The sequence below is a fragment of the uncultured Psychrobacter sp. genome (assembly GCF_947495825.1).
Taxonomy (GTDB): Bacteria; Pseudomonadota; Gammaproteobacteria; order Pseudomonadales; family Moraxellaceae; genus Psychrobacter.
Genome location: NZ_CANMAH010000007.1, coordinates 96,349 through 118,193, shown reverse-complemented (window position 1 = coordinate 118,193; position 21,845 = coordinate 96,349). Strand labels below are relative to the sequence as shown.

Annotated in this window: 18 protein-coding genes; 10 read left to right on the top strand and 8 right to left on the bottom strand. The window is 40.1% G+C overall.

Translation table 11 applies throughout. From position 1 onward, the window contains the following. The first annotated feature begins 449 nt into the window (after positions 1-449). From Q0895_RS09045 to Q0895_RS09005, 9 genes are all read left to right on the top strand, one after another. A complete protein-coding gene (locus Q0895_RS09045) occupies positions 450-659 on the top strand; it encodes a hypothetical protein (protein WP_299187981.1) in 210 nt (69 codons plus the stop codon). Positions 660-671: 12 nt separating this feature from the next. Then, entirely contained in the window at positions 672-2,465 is a 1,794-nt protein-coding gene (locus tag Q0895_RS09040) for an N-6 DNA methylase (RefSeq protein ID WP_299187978.1), read from the top strand. Between the two features lie 168 nt (positions 2,466-2,633). After that, a complete protein-coding gene (locus Q0895_RS09035) occupies positions 2,634-5,717 on the top strand; it encodes a type I restriction endonuclease (RefSeq protein WP_299187975.1) in 3,084 nt (1,027 codons plus the stop codon). Continuing rightward, a complete protein-coding gene (locus tag Q0895_RS09030) occupies positions 5,711-7,354 on the top strand; it encodes a class I SAM-dependent DNA methyltransferase (protein ID WP_299187972.1) in 1,644 nt (547 codons plus the stop codon). Before Q0895_RS09035 ends, Q0895_RS09030 begins: the two co-directional genes overlap by 7 nt. Then, positions 7,338-8,582 (top strand): restriction endonuclease subunit S, encoded by a 1,245-nt coding sequence (locus Q0895_RS09025; RefSeq protein ID WP_299187970.1) that lies wholly within the window; start codon positions 7,338-7,340, stop codon positions 8,580-8,582. Before Q0895_RS09030 ends, Q0895_RS09025 begins: the two co-directional genes overlap by 17 nt. Positions 8,583-8,613: 31 nt before the next feature. Then, positions 8,614-9,045 (top strand): hypothetical protein, encoded by a 432-nt coding sequence (locus Q0895_RS09020; protein WP_299187967.1) that lies wholly within the window; start codon positions 8,614-8,616, stop codon positions 9,043-9,045. A gap of 128 nt (positions 9,046-9,173) precedes the next feature. Then, on the top strand, positions 9,174-10,034 hold the full coding sequence (locus tag Q0895_RS09015) for a hypothetical protein (RefSeq protein WP_299187965.1): 861 nt from the start codon (positions 9,174-9,176) through the stop codon (positions 10,032-10,034). Beyond that, positions 10,031-10,936 carry a hypothetical protein gene (locus tag Q0895_RS09010; protein ID WP_299187963.1) on the top strand — a complete coding sequence of 302 codons (906 nt, stop codon included), beginning with the start codon at positions 10,031-10,033 and terminating at the stop codon, positions 10,934-10,936. Before Q0895_RS09015 ends, Q0895_RS09010 begins: the two co-directional genes overlap by 4 nt. Before the next feature lie 144 nt (positions 10,937-11,080). Beyond that, positions 11,081-12,733, top strand: coding sequence for an RNA-binding domain-containing protein (locus tag Q0895_RS09005; RefSeq protein ID WP_299187961.1), 1,653 nt, complete (start codon positions 11,081-11,083; stop codon positions 12,731-12,733). Between the two features lie 91 nt (positions 12,734-12,824). Here the strand turns inward: Q0895_RS09005 and Q0895_RS09000 are convergent, their stop codons facing one another. Beyond that, positions 12,825-13,724 (bottom strand): SMP-30/gluconolactonase/LRE family protein, encoded by a 900-nt coding sequence (locus Q0895_RS09000; protein ID WP_299187959.1) that lies wholly within the window; start codon positions 13,722-13,724, stop codon positions 12,825-12,827. Between the two features lie 73 nt (positions 13,725-13,797). Further along, entirely contained in the window at positions 13,798-14,961 is a 1,164-nt protein-coding gene (locus tag Q0895_RS08995) for an iron-containing alcohol dehydrogenase (protein WP_075103518.1), read from the bottom strand. A 301-nt stretch (positions 14,962-15,262) separates the two neighbouring features. Between Q0895_RS08995 and Q0895_RS08990 the strand changes: the two genes are divergently transcribed. After that, positions 15,263-16,315, top strand: coding sequence for a TRAP transporter substrate-binding protein (locus tag Q0895_RS08990; RefSeq protein ID WP_299187953.1), 1,053 nt, complete (start codon positions 15,263-15,265; stop codon positions 16,313-16,315). An 82-nt stretch (positions 16,316-16,397) separates the two neighbouring features. Here Q0895_RS08990 and Q0895_RS08985 read toward each other — a convergent pair whose 3' ends face one another. The 6 genes from Q0895_RS08985 to Q0895_RS08960 form a co-directional block, all read right to left on the bottom strand. Then, positions 16,398-16,664: an AlpA family phage regulatory protein gene (locus Q0895_RS08985; protein WP_299187952.1), complete on the bottom strand. Its 267-nt coding sequence runs from the start codon at positions 16,662-16,664 to the stop codon at positions 16,398-16,400. A 150-nt stretch (positions 16,665-16,814) separates the two neighbouring features. After that, a complete protein-coding gene (locus Q0895_RS08980) occupies positions 16,815-17,726 on the bottom strand; it encodes a hydrolase or metal-binding protein (RefSeq protein WP_299187950.1) in 912 nt (303 codons plus the stop codon). A gap of 117 nt (positions 17,727-17,843) precedes the next feature. Then, a complete protein-coding gene (locus Q0895_RS08975) occupies positions 17,844-18,872 on the bottom strand; it encodes a lambda-exonuclease family protein (protein ID WP_299188142.1) in 1,029 nt (342 codons plus the stop codon). A gap of 171 nt (positions 18,873-19,043) precedes the next feature. After that, the gene (locus Q0895_RS08970) at positions 19,044-20,036 is read right to left on the bottom strand and encodes a DUF932 domain-containing protein (protein ID WP_299187947.1); all 993 of its coding nucleotides are present in this window, start codon (positions 20,034-20,036) and stop codon (positions 19,044-19,046) included. A 61-nt stretch (positions 20,037-20,097) separates the two neighbouring features. Beyond that, a complete protein-coding gene (locus Q0895_RS08965) occupies positions 20,098-20,379 on the bottom strand; it encodes a hypothetical protein (RefSeq protein ID WP_299187944.1) in 282 nt (93 codons plus the stop codon). 145 nt (positions 20,380-20,524) lie between these two features. Continuing rightward, positions 20,525-21,409 (bottom strand): inovirus-type Gp2 protein, encoded by an 885-nt coding sequence (locus Q0895_RS08960; RefSeq protein ID WP_299187941.1) that lies wholly within the window; start codon positions 21,407-21,409, stop codon positions 20,525-20,527. Between the last annotated feature and the right edge of the window lie 436 nt (positions 21,410-21,845).

Genomic DNA, 21,845 nt, shown 5'->3' with positions numbered 1-21,845 from the left:
AGCCAGTTCTAGCTTATCAAATCATTAGCGTCAATCCTTGTACAAAACTTATTTAGCATACAAAGCAATAAGGTAGTAATCAAACCGACAGTCAGAAAACGGTGAGAATTCAAGCATAGATATTTCTTAATAATTCCTAGAAATAAAACCATCTTTATATAAAATTTAGTACTAATTTATTTTAAATGGAACAAAAATATTATTTGACAAGGAAAGTAAACTCGCTTATTCTTATCTCATCAAATGATGGATGACAAGGATACTCTCATGAATACTACAAGACACTTGCAAGCTAGAATGAGTCAACGAGCGATAAGCATGTCTGAGCTAGACATAACGTTAGCGTTTGGAGAGGTGAGAGGAGACAAAGTAGTCCTTAATAAGAAGCGTATAAAAGAGCTACTAGCTGAATTTGAGTATATTCATAATAATCAATTGGAGAGAGCAAAATGAAACTAAGCTGTTATGAAACAATGAAAGCTGGTAAGGCGTTTGATGCAAGAGAAGTACAAATGATTATTAAAACGTTGAAGCAGATTTTGAAGAAAGGTGGGGTGGTAGCAGTATCTGAGAACGATACTTTGATCACAGCTTACCATCTAAACAGCTATGACCGTCGACGTGCTAAAAACAGCTCGTCTTCATTACATAATCTATAAAAGGCATGTTTTATGCAAAACTTTAAAACTAGTGAAAATACTGCTTATCAGCTCTATGATGTCTTAAGAGGTCAGAACATTTTAGAGACTAATAGTATCACTGCGTTAAAGATGACAGCAATGTATTCTCTATTTTTGCGAAATAAGTTACCAGAGGATATAAAACTGGACTCTAGTACTGCTGAAAACAGAGATAAGTGGTTAGCACTATTAGATAGTTTAAAAAATAGCGAAGATGAACAAGTACAAAGAGTCTTTGCTAATAGTAAAGATGTAGAGCAACTGCCAATGTCGCTAGTTAGTAAGCTTCTACAAACCTTGCTCAAAGTCCCTGAGCAAGAAATCAATCAGCTTGTTCGTGAGCTTATAATTTTACATATTAGTAGCCAATCAAAAATGAATGGTTATTACGCTCATATTAGCTTATACGATTTAGTAGCTGCTATCCTAGGTGACGTACACAATAAAAGTGTTTATATAGCATCACCAGCGACCGCACCTTTATGCACCATTATTAGTGAAAAAAATGGTGACGTTAGTTACGAGACGATCAACGCTGACTTGATAATCGCAGATGTGCTGTCATTGATTAGTTCAGATAGTTTTGATGTTAACTATGCAAACCCGCTTCTGTCTCCTAGCTACACTGATGATAAAAATCAGCTTCAGCTATTTGACTATGGTGTAAGTTTCTCACCAATGGGCGTTCGATTTTCAAGCAAGAATGCTGAAAATGATAAGTATGGTAGATATGAGGTTGTGCCAAAGAAGATAGAAACAGCGGATATCTTCCATCTCATCAAACAATGCTCTGAAAAAGTCATTACTACTGTCTCAGAGGGCATACTGTTTTCTAGTATGGAAAAGCCAGTCAGACAATATCTGATTGATAAAGGTATGGTTAGCACGGTTATTTCATTACCTAGTAATATTTGGACAAGTACGGGTGTGAAAACGTCTATGTTGATTCTTGATCCCAAAGGGGGCAATGATCAAGTAAGATTCGTTGATTTATCAGAGTCTGAGTTTGTTGATAAAACAACCAATCGCTGGTTGGTTGGACTAACAGATATCGAAGGTATTCTAGCCCAGATTGAGTCTAGTGAAGAAACAGACTATGCCTTATCAGTTGATCGTCAAAGTATCGTAGATAAAGACTATACTCTCTATAGCGCAGCTTATGTATTGAGTCCTGAGGAAAAAAAGGTTAAGTCAATTATTGCAAAGTCTGAGACCATAGATTTAGATAGATTGGTCAGGTTTGAGCGTGGTCTACCTTTTAATGCCGATGAAGGGGATTATACTGTCTTAGAAGTGGGGGCAGGTGAGATTGAGGGTATCGGTGATATTGCTACACCTACCAAAGAGGTAGGTATATCAGAATCTGTTCGTGCAAAGAATGAAGCTGGGTTTTTGCAACCCAATGATATCGTTATGATCTTGAAAGGCAGTGCTGGTAAGCTTGGTATTGTACCTGAGAGCGTCCCTACCGCAGGGGACAAGCGCTGGATGGTGAACAAGTCTGGGATTGTGATACGGGTGACTTCAAGTAAAGTTGATCCTAGAGCCTTGTACACTTATTTAAAATCCGACTTTGGTACTGTGCAGATCTCACGCCTGATTAAAGGGGCAACGATTGCGAATATATCGCTAAAAGAACTCAAACAGATGCCAGTTATTATGCCGTCTGAGGATGAGCAAAACGAGGCAGTCGCTTGTACCCAAAAGAGCCGAGAGACGCAGCAAACTATCCGAAAGCTACTAGATGAACAACAGGCAAGACAACGTAAGCTTTGGGCTTTATAAAGGTCTATAAGCCTATATATAAAAACAAGATAGGTAAGGCGTTCTATGATTGTCAGTAGAATGCCTTATCATAATTTGCTGAAAACATCGTTATAAAATCAATAGATGATAAGATACGATTAGATCTATGTTTATAAAAAAAATGAACTTTAACCATGAGCTTATCCCATGAAATTTAACGAAGACTCCCGTGTCAAAATACCCACTATTCTTCACTTGATGAAGCTAGGCTATCAGTATTTATCGCTCAAAGAGACGACATGGGATATCGATACCAATATTTTCCCTGAGCTATTCAATGATGCTGTAAAGCGAATCAATAAAGGCATCAAAGACGATGAGGTCAGACGTCTATTTGAAGATGTGAAATTGCTTTTAGACAATGAGGATTTAGGCAAAGCATTCTTTGACAAGCTATCGGAGCGCTCAGGTACGAAGCTCATTGATTTTGAAGATTTCAATAATAATAGCTTTCATGTGGTTACAGAGCTGACTTATAAAAATGGTGATGAAGAGTTCCGCCCTGATATCACTTTGCTGATTAACGGTATGCCCCTTGTCTTTATAGAAGTCAAAAAGCCGCATAATCGAGAAGGCATTATTGCTGAGAGAAACCGTATCAATACACGATTTCAGAACCCTAAGTTCAAACGCTTTATAAATATAACTCAGTTTATGATTTTTTCGAACAACATGGAATACGTAGATGGTGATCCTGAGCCACTACGAGGAGCTTTTTATGCCAGCTCTTCTTATCATAAGCCAATATTCAACTACTTTCGTGAAGAAGAAACGTTTAACTATACTGCACTATTACAGCCAGTTGATGCTGCTGATGAGCTTAGAGTTTTAAAGGATAACAACTTAGAAGTTATTCGAAATAGTGAGGAGTTTAAAACTAATAAGCAGCCTGAACGTCCTACTAATAGCATATGTACCTCTTTACTTAGCCGAGAGCGGTTGGCATTTATTTTGCGATATGCGCTGGTCTATGTGAATGAAACTAAAGGGCTTGAAAAGCATATCATGCGCTATCCACAGATGTTTGCGACCAAAGCTATTGGTAGTAAGCTCGATGAAGGAATCAAGAAAGGTATTATTTGGCATACACAAGGTAGCGGTAAAACGGCTTTGGCTTTTTATAACGTGCATTTTTTAACTGACTATTTCCAAAAGCGGCAAACTACCCCTAAGTTTTATTTTATTGTTGATCGGTTAGATTTGCTACAGCAAGCTCAGCGCGAGTTTACAGCCCGTGGCCTAAGGGTGCGAACCGTTGATTCCAAAGCTGACTTTGCTCGTGATATCAAAGCAACCAAGGCCATCCACAATGACTCAGGTGTACCTGAGATTACTGTAGTCAATATTCAAAAATTTGAAGATGATCCGAATGTTACATCTACCAAGGATTATAACGTGGATATTCAGCGGATCTATTTTTTGGATGAAGTACACCGTAGCTATAATCCCAAAGGCAGCTTTTTAGCCAATCTAAAAGAATCTGATCCAAACGCAATTAAGATCGGCCTAACAGGAACGCCATTATTGGGTGATGACTACAATTCCAGAGCGTTATTTGGCGATTATATTCACAAGTATTACTACAATGCCTCGATTGCTGATGGCTATACCCTGCGCCTAATAAGAGAAGAGATATCTACCAAGTATAAACTGATCTTACAAGAAGCCCTTGCCAAAGCGGAGGTACTGGTAGGTGATGTTAAGCGTGAGGACATATACGCTCATTCTTGCTTTGTCGAGCCAATGCTTGAATACATTATCTCAGATTTTGAAGACAGCCGTGGAGCACTGAACGATGCGAGCATAGGCGGTATGGTTATTTGCGATAGCTCAAAGCAAGCTAAGCAGATGTATGAGCTGTTTAACACACAATATGCACAAGATAACGCAGTCGCCAATAGCCAAGCGCCTGATTCAGGTATAAAAACCCTAGCTGAGATTCGTCATGAAGAAGTAAAGGTAAAATCTGCTCAGCTGATTTTGCATGACGTTGGTACTAAAGAAGAGCGCAAACAGTGGGTAGAGGATTTTAAGGCTGGGAAGATAGATTTCTTATTTGTGTATAACATGCTGCTGACAGGCTTTGATGCTAAGCGTCTAAAGAAACTATACCTTGGACGCATTATACGAGCGCATAATTTGCTACAAGCTTTGACACGAGTAAACCGTACCTACGAAGACTTTAGATACGGTTACGTGGTTGATTTTGCAGATATCAGCAAAGAGTTTGATAAGACTAACAAAGCCTATTTTGAAGAGCTACAGTCTGAGCTAGGCGATGAGATAGAAAGCTACTCTCATCTGTTTAAATCACATGAAGAGATAGAGCAGGAGATTGAGCATATCAAGGAGGTACTGTTCCTTTATGAGACCGACAACATGGAGGTCTTCAGCGATCAGATCAGTCAGATACAGGACAGAGATACGATACTAAGTCTTAAAAAAGTACTTGGCGATGCGAGAAGTCTGTATAATTTGGTGCGCCTGCAAGGTGACTATAAGTTCTTAGAAGCGCTTGATTTTAATACGCTCAACAAACTGTATCGTGAAACCAGTCAGCATCTTGATCTACTTAATACTAAGCAAAGCTTAGAGCAGGGGACAGCTACCAGTAATCTACTTAACCAAGCTTTAGAAGATGTGATATTTAAGTTCACGAAGATAGGCGAGGAAGAGCTGGTACTGGCCGATGAGCTAAAAAGCACCCTACGCAAAACCCGTGAAGCGATGGCAAGCAATTTTGATCAAAAAGATCCTGAATTTGTCAGCTTAAAAGAAGAGCTTGAGCGTATATTCAAAAAAAGAAAGCTAAGCGAAGTGACGCAAGAGCAGATGAGCGAGAATATCGATGAGCTGACTAAGATTCATAAACGCATAAAAGAGCTTAACCGTACCAATGAGCAGATGCGACGTAAGTACAAAGGCGATGCCAAGTACGCTCGCATTCATAAGCGCATAACAGAGCGTCAACAAATAGATATTAACAGCTCTGAGCGTACTATTCACGAAGCGCTCATGGCGGTAAAAAACGATGCCGATGAAAAGGTGCTCAACAGTAGTCAAATCGTTGAAAACGAAAGCTACTTTGAAGGGCAAATGATGCCTATCGTCATAAAAAGGTTTATGAAAGACCATGAAATAAAACTGAAACCTGACAGCTCACGCTATATTAATAAGCTGGTTGTCTCAGAATATATCGATGAATACAACGTTGGAGCAAGACCATGGTAGAGCTTGAGTTTAAAGCTAAAACCCAAGAGTTAATTGATAGTTTAAAGAGCATTTGCGCCAATTACGGATTAGGTAATGATGGTAACGAGTTTAAAATTATCACTCAGATATTCTTATATAAGTTTCTAAATGATAAGTTCGCTTATGAAGCGAAGAAGATAGATGAAGATGTCGCTCAAGCTGACAATTGGGAAAAAGCGCTTAGTGAAATGAGTGCAGAAGATTATGAGATGCTACAGTTACAGATGAGTGCAGATACCGCGCATTTGGAGCCACATCATTTCATTAGCTATCTATTTAGCCAAAGTAATGCGCCTGACTTTGCTAAGCTGTTTGATGATACTTTGATAGACATCGCTACCAAGAACAACGACATTTTTGCAGTAAAAACAGATGGCGGTGCAAAAGTTGTATTGTTTGATCGTCTTAGTACGTTTATCGCTGATGAGTCTAAGCGTGATGATTTTTGCCGTGCGGTGATCAATAAGCTGATTGAGTTTAGCTTTGAGCGTATCTTTGATCAAAAGTTTGATTTTTATGCCGATATTTTTGAGTACTTAATCAAAGACTATAACAGCAACTCAGGGGGGAAGTATGCCGAGTACTTCACGCCCCATGCCGTTGCTCGTATTATGGCTGAAATATTAGTACCACAGGCAGAGCGTGGCGTAGTAAGAAATGTCACGTGCTACGATCCTTCAGCAGGATCGGGTACGCTACTGATGAACGTCGCCCATGCCATCGGTGAAGACCGCTGTACTATCTACACTCAAGATATCTCACAAAAGTCATCGAATCTATTGCGTTTAAATTTAATTTTAAACAATTTAGTTCACTCGATCCCCAATGTGATTCAGGGCAATACTATCTATCATCCTTATCACAAAGAAGACGAAGCGCTTAAGCAGTTTGACTATATCGTATCCAATCCACCGTTTAAACTCGACTTTAGCGACTATCGAGATGCGCTAGACAGTAAAGAGAACAAAGAGCGCTTCTTTGCAGGTATTCCAAAGATAAAGGCCAAAAGCAAAGATAAGATGGAGATCTATCAGCTGTTTTTACAGCACATTATCGCGTCACTCAAGAAAGGCGGTAAGGCAGCGGTAGTCGTACCCACTGGCTTTATCACCGCGCAGTCTGGTATTGATAAAAAGATCCGGCAAAAGCTAATCGATGACAAGATGCTCGCTGGTGTGGTCTCCATGCCATCTAATATCTTTGCGACCACTGGAACAAACGTATCGATCGTATTTATCGATGATAGCAATGATGGCGATGTGGTACTGGTCGATGCGTCGAATCTAGGTCAAAAAGTCAAAGAAGGTAAAACCCAAAAGACGGTGCTAAGCGCTGAGGAAGAGCAGCAGATTGTTAATGTGTTTAATAATAAAAAGCAAATCGATGATCTTTCTGTGACCGTCAGTTATGCTGATATAAAGGCAAAAAACTATAGCTTTAGCGCAGGACAGTATTTTGAGGTAAAAATTGAGTATGTCGATATTACCACTGAGCAGTTTAAAGAGAAGATGCAAGGCTATACCGATAATTTAGATCGACTGTTTAGTAAGTCTCGCAAGATAGAAAGTGATATTAGGAAGCAGTTGGAGGGGTTGAGTTATGAGCAAGTGGACTAAAAGAACGCTCGGCGATATCTCTGATTCTTGCCTTGGTAAAATGCTAGATAAAAAAAAGAACAAAGGTGATTTGTATTTATATCTTGCTAATTACAATGTTAGATGGGGAGAGTTTGATTTAAATCATCTTAAGGAAATGAGGTTTGAAGATCACGAGCATGAACGATATGGACTTGAATATGGAGATTTAGTGATATGCGAGGGAGGGGAGCCAGGACGTTGTGCAGTTTGGCGTGATGAATTGTCAGACATGAAAATTCAGAAAGCACTTCATAGATTGAGAGTAAAAAAAGGGTTTGATTACAACTTTTTATTCTATCGAATGTTATTAGCACATAGAACTGGTGAGCTTAGTAATTATTTTATCGGGTCAACTATTAAGCATTTAACTGGAGTCTCATTAAGACAAGTAGAGTTTGAATTCCCAAACTTGAAAACCCAGACATCAATAGCTTCAATTTTGAGGCTTCTAGATAAAAAAATCGAACTCAACAATCAAATCAACACAGAGTTAGAAGCCATGGCAAAAACACTGTATGACTACTGGTTTGTGCAGTTTGATTTTCCCGATGCAGACGGTCAGCCTTATAAGTCGTCTGGCGGTAAGATGGTTTATAACGAAGTGTTAAAGCGTGAGATACCTGAGGGGTGGGCAGCAGAGAAGCTTTCAGAAAACTTGTCAATTGGATCGGGATACTCATTTAACTCAAGAGAATATACTACTTCTGGAACTTATAAAATTATCACGATTAAAAATGTACAAGACTATGGACTAACAACGGATAATACTGACTTTGTTGATAGAATACCAGATAAAATACCAGATTATTGCAAGTTAGAAAAGGGTGATATTTTAATATCTTTGACTGGTAATGTGGGTCGATTATGCATCGTAAATGAAGATAACTTACTTTTAAATCAGCGAGTAGGTAAATTTTTATGTAAAGATACTTTGAAAGTCTACTTTTATCTATTGTTTCTGAGGCCTGAGTCGCGCATGAGACTAGAGAATATAGCTACTGGGAGTTCACAGAAAAATCTTAGCCCAATTGATACTGTCAATCTCTACCAAGCGCTCCCTTCTGAAGGTACTATATTAAATTTTAATAGTAGAGTAGCCAGTATTTTTGAGTCGATTTTGAATAACTCCGTAGAAAATCAGCAGCTCTCATCCTTAAGAGACTGGCTACTACCTATGCTATTGAATGGTCAGGTGACAGTAAAGTAATCACGATAAAACTATAATCAGGAAAAGCGTTATGGAACTGGTAGCAAATATTTGGCCGATCGTAGATCAGATGACGGGCGTCATTCAGCGTTTTCTATTTAGAGCCTATGCGTTAGATGCCAAGGATCAAGAAATAAGCACGGTGTTGACAATACTTGCGCGTTCCGACTATCGAACCGCGCAGGTCGTACAGATCCCTGATAACTATCAGCTTAACTCTGAGCATGGCACAATGTCTGGTGCTGTCGAAGTCGCCACCTTTAATCAGTATATGCACAGTATTGTAGAGGGTGCACTTGCAGCTGCTGAACAATCCTTTGCTAATATGAATAACTATGGCATAGGTATAGATGGCCCACTAATTCCTGAAGCTTTAAAATTTCCAGCAGAGCCGTACCTTGTGACGACTTACTTAATAGAGCTACCTAGTGGCGAGCTGATCCCGCATGTGAAAGCGGGTTAGTTGGGGTGCAAGTATTTAGTTGGGCTTAGCGACTAGATATTGATTGTGTAAGGTGACGGTAAGTGTATTTCAGACTACGAATAAGCAAAATGAAACTTTAGCATAATGCTTAATAGGTATAACCTAACATGAATAACATTGTTATTAAAACGATTCAACCGTTCGATATACTAAGAGTGGACACCGCTGAAAAAAACGACATTGTAAGTGATGTATTCACTGGTAATGTATTTCATGAGGATAAAGACATACCCGTTTATTTTAAAGCGTATGCTTATGATCATCCATATGCCGCTACAGGTGATCGAGGTCTGCTTAATGAAATTATTGGCTACTTGATTTGCGAATTATACAAAGTACCGCAACCTGAGCAAGCGTTTTTAGTATTAATGCCCAAAGAGAGTCTTACTCATTTATGGAGTAGTCTTAGCGATCGCCTTAAAAGAAGCTATGAGACTAATGACGTTATTCCTATGTTTGCTACGCAGCGAATGTATGCCAAAGCATTATCGTCTAGGTACAGTCATAGCAGACAAGCGGTAGAGCGTGAGCTTATTAAATGGACACACTTTAAAGAAGCGCTAATTTGTGATGAGATCATGGCAAATACAGATCGGCTACCTCGTAACATTTTAACCGCCAATGCAAAAGATTTTTGGTTAATCGACAACGGCAAACTTGCTATAGAGGGCGGCACTAACTGGAAGTCAACAGATCTCATTGAGAATAATAATTATAGTAATTATTTGGCTGATCTAGTGATTAAAGATATACAGGCTGATAGCAAAAAAGGCAATCTCATTATACAAACAGCATTAAAGAAGTTTAAAGCCATTAAGCAGATTATAGCTGAATGTGAGTTTTGGGTGGATGCTTTATCAAGTAATCAAGATCGTGAAATATGGCAGAAATTCTTAGCATTTTTGCAAAGTAGAGATCATAATATCACTTGTATTTTAAGTGAACGCTATGGGATGCTGTCATTATGAATTGGACAAGCTTACTACAACCTAAAGATGCAGTAGCTTCTTTTATCAAAGGTCACTTTTTCGTCGTCAAATTCACACCTGATATTGTAGCTAAAGAAGTATTTAACTTAGGTGTTGGTTTCATAGAAGACGGTGATGAAAAAATTCGGTTTAAGCTGGCTCATTCAAGCTTGAAAGGCTTTGCTTGTATCTACGGAAAAAATGCTGTTCAAGGTCTAAGACTGCTATTACAGTCTATCTCAACAGCACTAAACACAGTAGGATATTCTTATCCACCTTCTTCACAGCTAACCTATACGCCACTAATGCCTATCAAGGGAGTATCTGTAGACTCGATCTTAAATTCTTTGTATCGTGATTATGTGCATATGGATCACTTTCAAGAAAAGAAAAAACCAACAGTGCCTGTTCTTAACACAATAGAGCTACGTAAGGGATTAAAGCAAAGCTTAAATAATATTAATAAAACTGAATATTATCAGGAAGAAGATATCCTACTAGAAAGTAACATTGATAATAGTGAGATTGCTTTAGATCTACCAATTTGGCGACCACAGCAAGAAAACAGTCTTTTTGAAAACGATTGTCTATTTGCAACTGTAGTGTCAGCGGATTATCTAGAAAAAAATGCCCTAAGTTTTAATTTAGATTATTTGGGTTGTAGTAATATACAAAAAGCATGTCTGTTAACAGGCCAAGAGGCTAAAGCTGGGTTATTTATATATCGTCCAGCGCTCAATGAGCGTATTACGCAAGATGTCATAGATGACATCGATAGCCATATAGAAAAATCGTTATACACTCTAAAGCACCTAAAGCAGAAAGAAGGCTATAACATTGAAATGGATGTTTTGTACAGTGAAGAAGAGGTTTACGAAAAAGTAGCTGCTTTTGTAACTTAGCTATAATTTGTATAAATATGCATTATAAAAGCGATAAAATAAAGAGCAGATCATCTAAACGGGGGGTCTGTTTTTTTTGCCAACAATTCCTCTTTTCTCTTATACTAAGGCTGACTATCAATCAATAAAGAAGCTCATATTGTTATGCCCAATCACTATAAAAGCCTTGTCCTAAGCCTAACTCAGCAGCCTACCGAGCAAGAATGGCTTGAGTTTAAGCATAACTTTCATAGTCCAGAAGAAATAGGCAAGCGGATATCTGCGCTTGCTAATGGCGCATGTTTGGCTGGCAAGAAATTCGGTTATTTAGTGTTTGGCATAGAGGACGGCACGCACAACATCGTTGGTACAAGCTTTAGCCCTAAGACAAAAAAAGCCAAAGGTAACGAAGACTTAGAGCATTGGCTGGTAAGCCGTCTAAGCCCTAAGATTTATTTTACCATTCATGAGCTACAGATTGATGATAAAGCGGTAGTACTGTTTGAGATTCCAGCAGCCACTGATACGCCTATTAGCTTTTTGCATGAGCCTTATATTCGCATTGGTAGCGTCACAAAACCTCTAAAGCACTATCCCGATCAAAGCCGTAAGCTCTGGCAAAATCAAGCCGATGACTGGAGTGCTGAGATTTGCCACGAGGCAGCGCTTGAAGATCTTGACCCCAAAGCCATTGCTGTTGCCAGACAAGTCTTTGCTGATAAAAACAAGCGTTTGGCTGAAGATGTCAAAGAATGGGATGACATCACTTTTTTAAATAAAGCCAAAATTACCATTCGTGGTCAGATCACCAATACAGCGATTATTTTATTGGGACGTTATGAATCCACGAGTTTTTTGAGTCCAGCGCAAGCCCATATCACATGGATTTTAAAGGGCGTTGATGGTATTGAAAAAGACTATGAACATTTTGAACCGCCATTTTTGTTAGCCTTGGACGAGGTATATAACAAAATCCGTAACCTAAACTATCGCTACATGGCATCAGGTACGCTGTTTCCTGAAGAGGTACAGCAGTACGACCCTTATATCATTCGTGAAGCGTTAAGCAATGCCATTGGTCATCAAGACTATCGCTTAGGTGGACGTATCATAGTAGTTGAAAAAGAAGACTCAACGCTATTGTTTCAAAATAGTGGCTCGTTTATTCCTAAGACCATTGAGAATGTCTTGCTACAAGATGCGCCTGAAGCGAGTTATCGCAATCCGTTTTTGGTCAATGCCATGGTTAGTCTAAATATGATGGACACCATTGGTAGCGGTATCAAAAAAATGTATCAGATTCAGTCTAAGCGCTTTTTTCCTCTACCAGATTATGACTTAACCCGTGAAAGGGTAGGCGTGAAGTTTACAGGCAAGGTACTTGATCAAGAGTACGCCAAGCAGTTAGCAACCGTGGATAATCTCACACTGCATGACATCATAGCGCTTGATAAAGTCCAAAAAGGGCAGGCGATCACTGAAGAGGAAGTCGACGCGCTACGCAAAAAGTCATTAATAGAAGGACGTAAAAACAGCTATATTATTGCCGCTAATGTTGCTAAGCATACTGAGCAGCAAGCAGAGTATATGCAAATGCGCGGCTTAGATGACATGCATTATCAAAGCTTGATTATAGAATATCTTAAGACGTTTGAGCGAGGCAGACTAGCTGACTTTGATAAAATGCTGGCTAATAAGTTACCGCAAGTGCTAGATGATAAACAGCGTAAGAACAAAGTACGTAATTTATTGCAGAAAATGCGCCGTGATGGTCTAGTGACTTCCAAAAACCAAACATGGTATCTTAAAGATAGCTAAAGGCAGCTAAACGTAGCTAGATGCAGCTAAAAGCAGCTAAGTGTAGCTAGATCTAGTTGAAGGCAACTAGATTTAGCAGGCTAAAAAATAATTATGGCGTACCAGCATGACCTACTTTAACTTGTGTAGATAACATCCGACCTTTGGTTTCAACCTTGCGAGACGCTTCATCCCAGTCAGGTGCAGCACACATAAAGAGTGTTTTCCCCTCTTGTCCACCTAGGGCAACAGCAAAAATACCATCAGGGGCAGTATCGACAATTTCTAGAACTTCGCCACCTTCCGCAATACGGACGGCGCGTTGATTCAGCGTGTCTGCAATCCAAACCGCACCTTCAGCGTCTAAGGTAAGGCCATCTGGTAAAATACTTGCGCCTTCTATGCGCACACCGAGGTTTGGCTCATCACCCAATTCACCAAAGTTTGCAAAGTCACGCTTTTCTCCGAGGCTACCATCTTCTTTGATATCAAATTGCGTGATTTTATTGCCAAACAACTCGTTGACGATTAATGTTTTTTCGTCGGCCGATATCACCATACCATTAGGGAAGGATAGACCTTCTGCAACAACTTGCGAGCTTCCATCTGGTTTGACCAATACTAGACCGGCATGGCTATGGTCAGCACCGCCCATCAAGTCAAAACCAAAATTACCAACATAAGCATTGCCATTGGGAGCAACTACCATATCGTTGGCATGACCATCGCAGTGCTCCCAAATATCAGCATGAACGACTAATTCACCATCGTCTTCTAAGCGTAAGACTTTACGGTCTTTCATCGACACAACCAGCATACGCCCGTCAGGTAGCCAACCTAAACCAGAGGGTTGCTGTTCAATATGGACGATCTTTTCTGCCACACCTTGTTCATCAACGCAATAAACTCCTCGTGTATAAAAATCAACAAACCATAAAGCATCGTTATACCAGCGCGGTCCTTCTAAATAATGAAAGCCATCAACAACAACGTCTAATTTATATTCTGACATGATTATTTCCCTTGAGTAGTGGTTATCTTCCTTGATAAATAAATACAACTGTTTTAAATAATGACAGCTTTTATTAAAGTATTTCCTTATATATGTTTGTTACCTCTTCTAATGACATATCCTTTGGGTTAGTCGCAATAAGACGAGCGTAAGTATTGGTAACGATATCAGCTAGCACCGGAATATCCTGTTTTGTAATATTTAATTCACTTAAGCGATACTTGAGACCGCTTGTTTCCAAAAATTTTCTTAGTTCAGCAATGAATAAGCCTGCTGCATCTAAGTCTGTTAGGTCAGCGGTTTGACTAGGCATAACGGCATGAGCCAGTTCTGCATAGAGTGGTGCGGCTGTTGATAAATTAAATGAAAAGACGCCACACATGACAAGTGCATTAGCATGTCCATGCGGTACATGAAAGTTAATACTAAGTGGGTAGGAGAGTCCATGAACAGCTGCTACTGATGAGTTGACGAAAGCAATACCAGCCAAGGTTGAGCCCAATAACATATTAGAACGAGCTTCGATATCATCGCCTTGATTCATAACCTGTTCAAAATTACTCCAGAGCATCTGTAGTCCTTTAACAGCTAATGCATCTGAAATAGGGTTTTTCTTAGTGCGACTTGTATATGCTTCAACACAGTGAACCATAGCATCCAAAGCGGTTGCCGCGGTAATATGACGTGGGAGTTTAAGTGTCAGAGTGGCATCTAAAATGGCAACATCAGGCAAGATGTTTGGAGTGTAAATGGCTTTTTTACTACCATCTTGCGCTGTGATAACAGAGACAAAGGTAGATTCTGCTCCAGTACCAGCAGTAGTGGGAATGGCAAATAAAGGCAGTCTATCAAATTCACTAACATCTTGATCCAAAATATCATTTATAGACTCAAAATTGTTAGGATGTAAGGCGACGATTTTTGCAGTATCGATAGAACTGCCGCCACCTAAACCGATAACCAGATCACAATTGCTGTCTCTGGCAGTTTTAATAGCATCATTGACGATCTCAATAGGTGGATCAGCAATGACACTATCGAATACAACAACATTAATACCAGCTTCTTCTAAAGATTGCTGAGCAATATCGACATAGCCTAGATTAGAGATTCCAGTATCCGTAACAATAATAGCTGACGTCGCACGATACTGTTTAGCTAATGTACCGAGCTTCTGACGCATGCTGTCAACTTCACTGATAATATGACTATTGGTATAAAACTCAATCCCTGTCATTTTGTTCTTCCTTGTGTAGATGTATTTTATATAAAATAACGCTAAGTTCGAAGTGCTAGTAACAGAAATTTATCTTATATCAATTTTTGTCATTTAACGTACTAGATAACGTTAAGTTTAATAGCAGAAAGTGTTAGCGACCTTTAAAAATAAAACTTGAGTATCTACGGATTATACACACATTCAGGCATACGTAAAATGATTTGACTGGTATCACTATAACTGTTATTTTTAAACGATTCATACCATACGTTATGTCAAATGATCTCCTACTTGCAATCACTATCAAAAGGAATTAATAGTGAAACTTTTCTCTTTATTTTCTATTACTGCATTTGCAGCTATCAGCTTAATCGGATGTTCTGGCGAAACCGTTAAGAGTAGTGAGGTTGCCTCATCACAAGATACCACTGTTCTACGTTTTTCACATTTTTACCCAGCGACATCTGACATTAATGAACAGATTTTTGAACCATGGGCCAAGCAAATTGAAGCAGACTCCAATGGTCGTCTTAAAGTTGAAGTATATCCTTCAGCAACGATTAGTAAAGCAGATACAGCTTATGAGTCTGCCGTAAAAGGAACGATTGATATTGGCTCTCAAGTGCAAGGTTATACGAGTGGTCGATTCCCACTATCCCAGATTGCAGAACTTCCAGGATTGTCTAACTCGTCGACACAAACAGGCTGTATGTTACAAACCCTTTATGAAAATGGGACTATCTCTAGTGAGTACGAAGATTCACATTTGCTTTTTATGTTCGCTACGGGGCCTGGGACTTTACATAGTACAGATAAAATAATAAAAACTCCTGAAGATATGAAAGGTATGCGCATACGTAGACCTTCGGCAGTGGCAGGGGATATCATTGAAAGTATGGGCGCTTCACCTGTGGGGTTACCTGCTACTGATATATATACCTCCTTACAGCGAGGTGTTGTTGATGGTTTAAGCTTTCCATGGGAAGCCATGGAAACTTTTAAGCTTAATGAACTGACGAAGTATCATACTAACATGCCATTTTATAGCTCTGCTTTAATGGTAACTATGAATAAAGATAAATACGAAGGTTTGCCAGAAGACTTGAAAAAAGTCGTTGATGACAATTCAGGTATGGCGCTTAGTAAAAAAGTAGGGGCAATGTGGGATGAAACTTACTCGACACAAATACAAGCAGCGATTGAGAGAGGGGATGAAGTAGTTAATATTCCAGACCCACTCAATGATCCGGATTGGAAAGGTCCACTTGAAAAAGGTACAAAAAAATATCTTGATGACGTTAGTGCTTTAGGGCTAGATGCTTATGGTGTTTATGAGGAAGCTAAAGCAGCCAGCGTAGCATGTAAGGTATAATTTATTTAGAATAACTGGTTCAGTTATAATGACTAATATCAAAATATAACCCCAGTTCATTTATCAAACTGGGGTTTATTGCTTATAGTGACTGTGTTCTGGCTATTATTTTATTCTCAATCCACTGAGAGACTTCGCTCTCAACCCATGCCACTCTACCTTTTGATAGCTTGACCTGAACAGGAAAGGTCGAATCATAACGATCTGATCTTTTATCGAGCATGTCGTAAATTGTTGTGCTACTAAGGCCTGTATAGTATACGACTTGTTTAAGCGGTAGCATGCGAGGTATCAGTGGCATGCTTGGTATTGAAGTATTCTGTTGAGTGCTTGCGTTTAACTGTTTCATAATCATCTCCTTATAAGTAAATGAGAGCGTGTCCTCTCATATACTTACCGAGTCCTATATTTTTTTACGGCATCCTACAGTGTCCTGCATGAACTGAACGTATAAAAAGGAGCTGAACGAATCAGCTCCTTTTTATGCCATGGCTTTAACTTAGCTCACCGCTGTCACGCTTTGCTGTAGCCCTTGCTTTATGCTTGTCACATCATGCATAGGCAACGGCTTTGGTGAGTTATCTTTTTGATCCTCGACGTTTTGATCATCATCGTCGCTACTATCAAACGCATCTACCTCGTAGGCCTCCTCACTATCAACCTCAAAGCACGAGTTGCTATAACCACCCTTAGCCGCTTCTTCTAGTGCCTTTTGATCGAAGCCGTGTTCGCTCAGTTCCTTATCGATCATTTTCGCCGTGTGTACCGCATCCTTAAGTGTGACGCCCTCACGCAAGGTTAGATCGACGAAGTAAATTGGCGTCCGATAGCTTTGTGTCGTGCTTTTACCTCGCAAGGTTAATTGCAGCGGCAAGCAAGACAGCTTGTTACTAGACACGGCGGCAAAGTAGCGCAACCTTGCCGCAAGCGTACGAATACTATTAAAGCCAGTGGTGCGAAAGACAAAGGTGCCAAGCTCATCGTCTTCACTTAGATTAACGTAGAGACGACCGTATGGTTTACACGCACCACCTTGCGCTAATGGACAACGATCAGGCGACGGACAAGGCATTTGCTCTACACCGTTATCGGTTCGACGTTGGCACAGCTCACCGTCACCGACACACAGCGGTCTGCCTGTTTGACGATCGAACAGTGTGTACTCGGCACGCAGATTCAGCTCAGGATCATTAAACAGCAGTCGCACGGGTATTTGTCTGAGCTTACCGTCATTGTTTTTACGCAGCTTGGCGTCTAGTGGATGATTGACCCAGCCATCCTTATTTTGTACTTGGCTGGTTATGGTGAATTGATCGTCTTTAGCAGGCAGACGCTGGCCGTCTTTTTGAATGACACGACCGATACTGATACGACCTAAAACTGGTGGGGTTATCGTTAGACCCTTAATCATAGTGGTATTCCTTGTTTGTTTAATAAATTAATAAGACATAAAAAAGCCCACCTGTGATAGGTGGGCAGCTATGTGCTAGATTTGGTTTGTTTATGTGTTGATTGAATAGATAGCGGCTTAATCGGTTAAGACCACAAAGCGGCGACTGCCACGGCGGGTTTGACTAAATCTATCCATCAGCGCAGGATGAGCTTTGATCACCGCCTTGCTATCTAGGCTGACGCTGTCTTTCGAGCGCTTCCAAGATATTGCACCTTTATCAAAGACCGCTACTTCTTTGTCTTTAATTAAGCTTTGCAATTGATGCTTAATCTTATCGTGACGCTCTTGTAGTTCCTGCATATAGTCATGGTAGCTCAGCAATTGCTCAAACAACTTATTCGCTCCGTCGTCGTCTCGCAGATCAATCTTGCTTGACGGCTTAGGCTCAGGATAAAGTAGTTTTAGTGCTTTGGCTGCCGACTCAGAATGATCAGGGGTTGGCGGTGTGTCCGTCTCCACGTATTGCCAGAACAGACGCTCTTGCTCGATAATTGATTTAATTAAGCGCTCATCACGCTCAACCTTATAGATCTTGGCCTCGTGTCCGCATAGCAATACACAGATATGAGCGGCTTGTTTACCAGTAACCGCTAGCTGATGCTGTACTTGGCACGTGACGTATAGCGGTACGCCATCGCGCCATAGCTTTGCGCCATGCTCTCCAGCGGTTTTACACTCAAGTACTTGCACGTCATCGCTACCTGTCACTGTATAGTCAAGATTGGCGAGCATAAAAGATTTGTCGGTCTCAGGGTGTTGCAAGATAGCGTTTACGCGCCGTACCTTATTGCCTGTCTTTTCTTGGTAGTACTTAGCGACCATCGGTTCTAGCGTATTGCCCCAATACAGTGGCGAGTAGCCGTCGATGCTCTCATCTAAGTCTGAGGTTGTACGTCCCGTCTTAATCAGCCAAAGCTCTAACATGGACAAATAAGGATGAATACCGCAAGCAGCGGCGGCATCACTACTGCCTACTCCTTGACGGCGAACCTCAAGCCACTTGTCACGGCTTAAGTCTTTAGTACTGATCAGGCGCTTAGAGGTCATCGGTGTACTGATGATGGTATCTACTCGCTTATCATCTACCTTAGCTTTAGTAGCCATAGGCGCTTTAACCTTAGCGCTTAAACGCTTAGACCGTCTTACTGGTGTGCTGGTATTTAACGCGATCGTGTTCATAATGAACTCCTTCGATAAATTGATTGAAATGAAATAACAGGCATAAAAAAACCACGCGCTTAGGCATGGTCTAATTATTAAGTGTACCGATAGAATTTAGGCAATAAGACTAAAGGCTTCCTCTAAGCTTTTGTCTTTAAGCTTAGCGCCTGCGCCAAACCAAGCAGAGTCTAGTCTGTGATCGGTAGACATAGCACGGCGTTCATGATCCACATACTCTGTCATAGCAGATAGCAGGCCATAAGCGGTATCACGTGCTGAATCGAGATCCGCACCGCGACCTTGACCGTTAAACATACTCATTACCTGATTCATGGCGCGAGCATTAGGCACGGCGTCCTTTTCCTTTTTAGCGCTGTTAAACAAGATGATGTCGTTATCTTGATCGTTGAACACGCGGTTGAGATAGTTCGCCGCTTCTGCCTGAGTAACGCGGCGTTGGGTTAATTGCTTCATCTCATACATGTGCTCATTCCACTGCTTAACCGATACGCCTAGCTGCTGCTTGACGCGATCAGCATCAAAGGAGGTACTATGCGGTACTTTCACCACACCGCCACTACCATCAGCAAGGCTTACCGCTAAGGTGTTATTACACACCACACGGATATTGGTGAACTGCGCTGTGGTTGCTAGCGTCCCATCACAAGCGGTTGCCAGTAAAAGGTAGCCATTACTGACATCACCGCCTTTAAGGGTCATAGACTGACCTGTACGAGCAAGAGCCCACATCTTACGACCACCCTTTAAAATGCCAGCGGTCTCAAGCTCAAAGTGTGAGAGCTCGGTTAAGTCACGATAGAACTCTAGAATTTCACGCGGTTGTACTTCTTGATAGCGTTGACTGACCACTGATAACGGCTCAAGCGTATCTGAGCGGTATAACACCTTATTGCTATCAAAGGGCATGATCAGGCTTTGTCCTTTATCATTGTTTGCCATGTAGCTGACATCGGAGGACTCAATACGCCAATCAAGACCTGCCTCACGTGCCCAAATCTCAAGTGGCTGCTTAGGTGAGAGCTTATTGCCAAGACCATGCCAAGGGGTTTCGCCTACGTACGCCATACTTTCGACTAAATGTGCCATGATAATATTTCCTTTTTATTGATAGTTTATAACTGAATAAGTTAGAGGGTTGAGTTGAGAGTTAATGAAGTGAGGTGAACACATGGAAGCACTCATCACAGCGATATTGCTGATTGACTAGCATCGGTGGCGCTTGATGAGACTGAGTCATCTCAATCAGTGCTGCGACTGTCGTACCTACAACCACGCCTATAGCAGGATGAACCCTAAGCGTCTTACACAGACTAACGCCAAGGCTGACTAGAACCGTAGGAGACAACAGCTGGTCGATCAAATTGTTACTGATGCCATCAGTCATCTCATAGACCGCAGTTGACTGACAACATGGACAGATGGTTTTCATAAACACTCCTTTTATTTTGGGCATAAAAAAGGCCTGCACGAGGCAGACCTAAATTAATTGGATGAGCAGTAAACGATCTATACCCGATCTCATAAAGGTAGTATGTATTTGAAATTAGTTTGCTATTGCTAAAAATCCTCCACACCTAAGAGTAACTTCCATGTCCAAAGCTACGCATATTAGGTAGCGACACTTTGAGACGCTGCATATACTTATTAGGTCGAGTTAAATACAACGCCGTGTTCATAGCATTCTTGACCTCTAAAGGATTGTCTTTGTGGATCATGCCTATGCCAAGAGTGCCTTGGTGATCGTAAGCTTGTTTGTGCTTAAAGTTATTACAGTTGTAGTAGGTACCTAAGGCCTCTGTAATTTCAACCCATTCATTACCAACGGCATCGCCTAGAAACCAGTCCTGTCTATGCTTATCACCGTTGTAGATTAATAACAGGTGACAATGTAGACCACCATTAATTTCTCCTTGCTCTAAAGCCCAAGCGTTACCTCTTAAATTTTTAAAGCAGCCTCTTTTACGTCCTAGTTTCTTTCTCAGATCATTTATAAAACTGTGAAAAGTTTCAATGTCGACAAGATGTGTAAAATCAGGTTTTATTTTGAGGTCTATTCTTACGATAAGTACACGCGAATACTCGCTCAGAAAATAGTTCATATATTGATGAATTGATTTGCTATTACGTTGTTCTTGCAAAGCAAAGTTATTAATAGGAGTGTCAAATTCATATTGATAAGAATTTAGAGTATGCAAGAATCTCTGCGTCCTTTCTTCATCCCAAATAATTTCATCGGGATAGTAATTGTCACAAACAAGATAAGCACTACCTATAAACCATTTTATCGAACTAGTATATTCTAATTCGTGATCATAAAGTAATATCATTGACTGACAATAAAAGCTCAACTGTTCACTTATTTTTTGAATATTAATTCTAGTTTTAGAATTAAGTATATCGGTCACGAGTTTATCTACTTTAGTAACTACGACTTCATGGCTCAAAGTTGAAATGATCATTTTACTTTACCTAAGATTATTGGTTCATAATGTTAGGTAAGTATGTAAATTATTATTACTATTGATGAAGGTAGCTAGTTACATAGTATTAGGATTGTTACATATAATATTAATATAACCGGATTTTAAAGCTGATGAATATATCGATACAGTGTGACTTTGATTTTTAAAAAAGCCTATACAGGTGGGGATTTATGGATGGGGAGTTACGTAGGCATTGAGAGGCATGAGCATTAGATTTAGATATCAAGTCATATAAAATACTTGCGACATCAAACTATGGTTTTTTATATTCTATCGTAAAAATAATCCTAATAATAACTAAATTACAAACTCGTTGACGATCGAAAAACCGAATATAAAAACCTTTAAACAACATTATCTGTGCCATAATATAAGAGTTTTCGTACTGGTAATGGCTATAAATTTACTACTA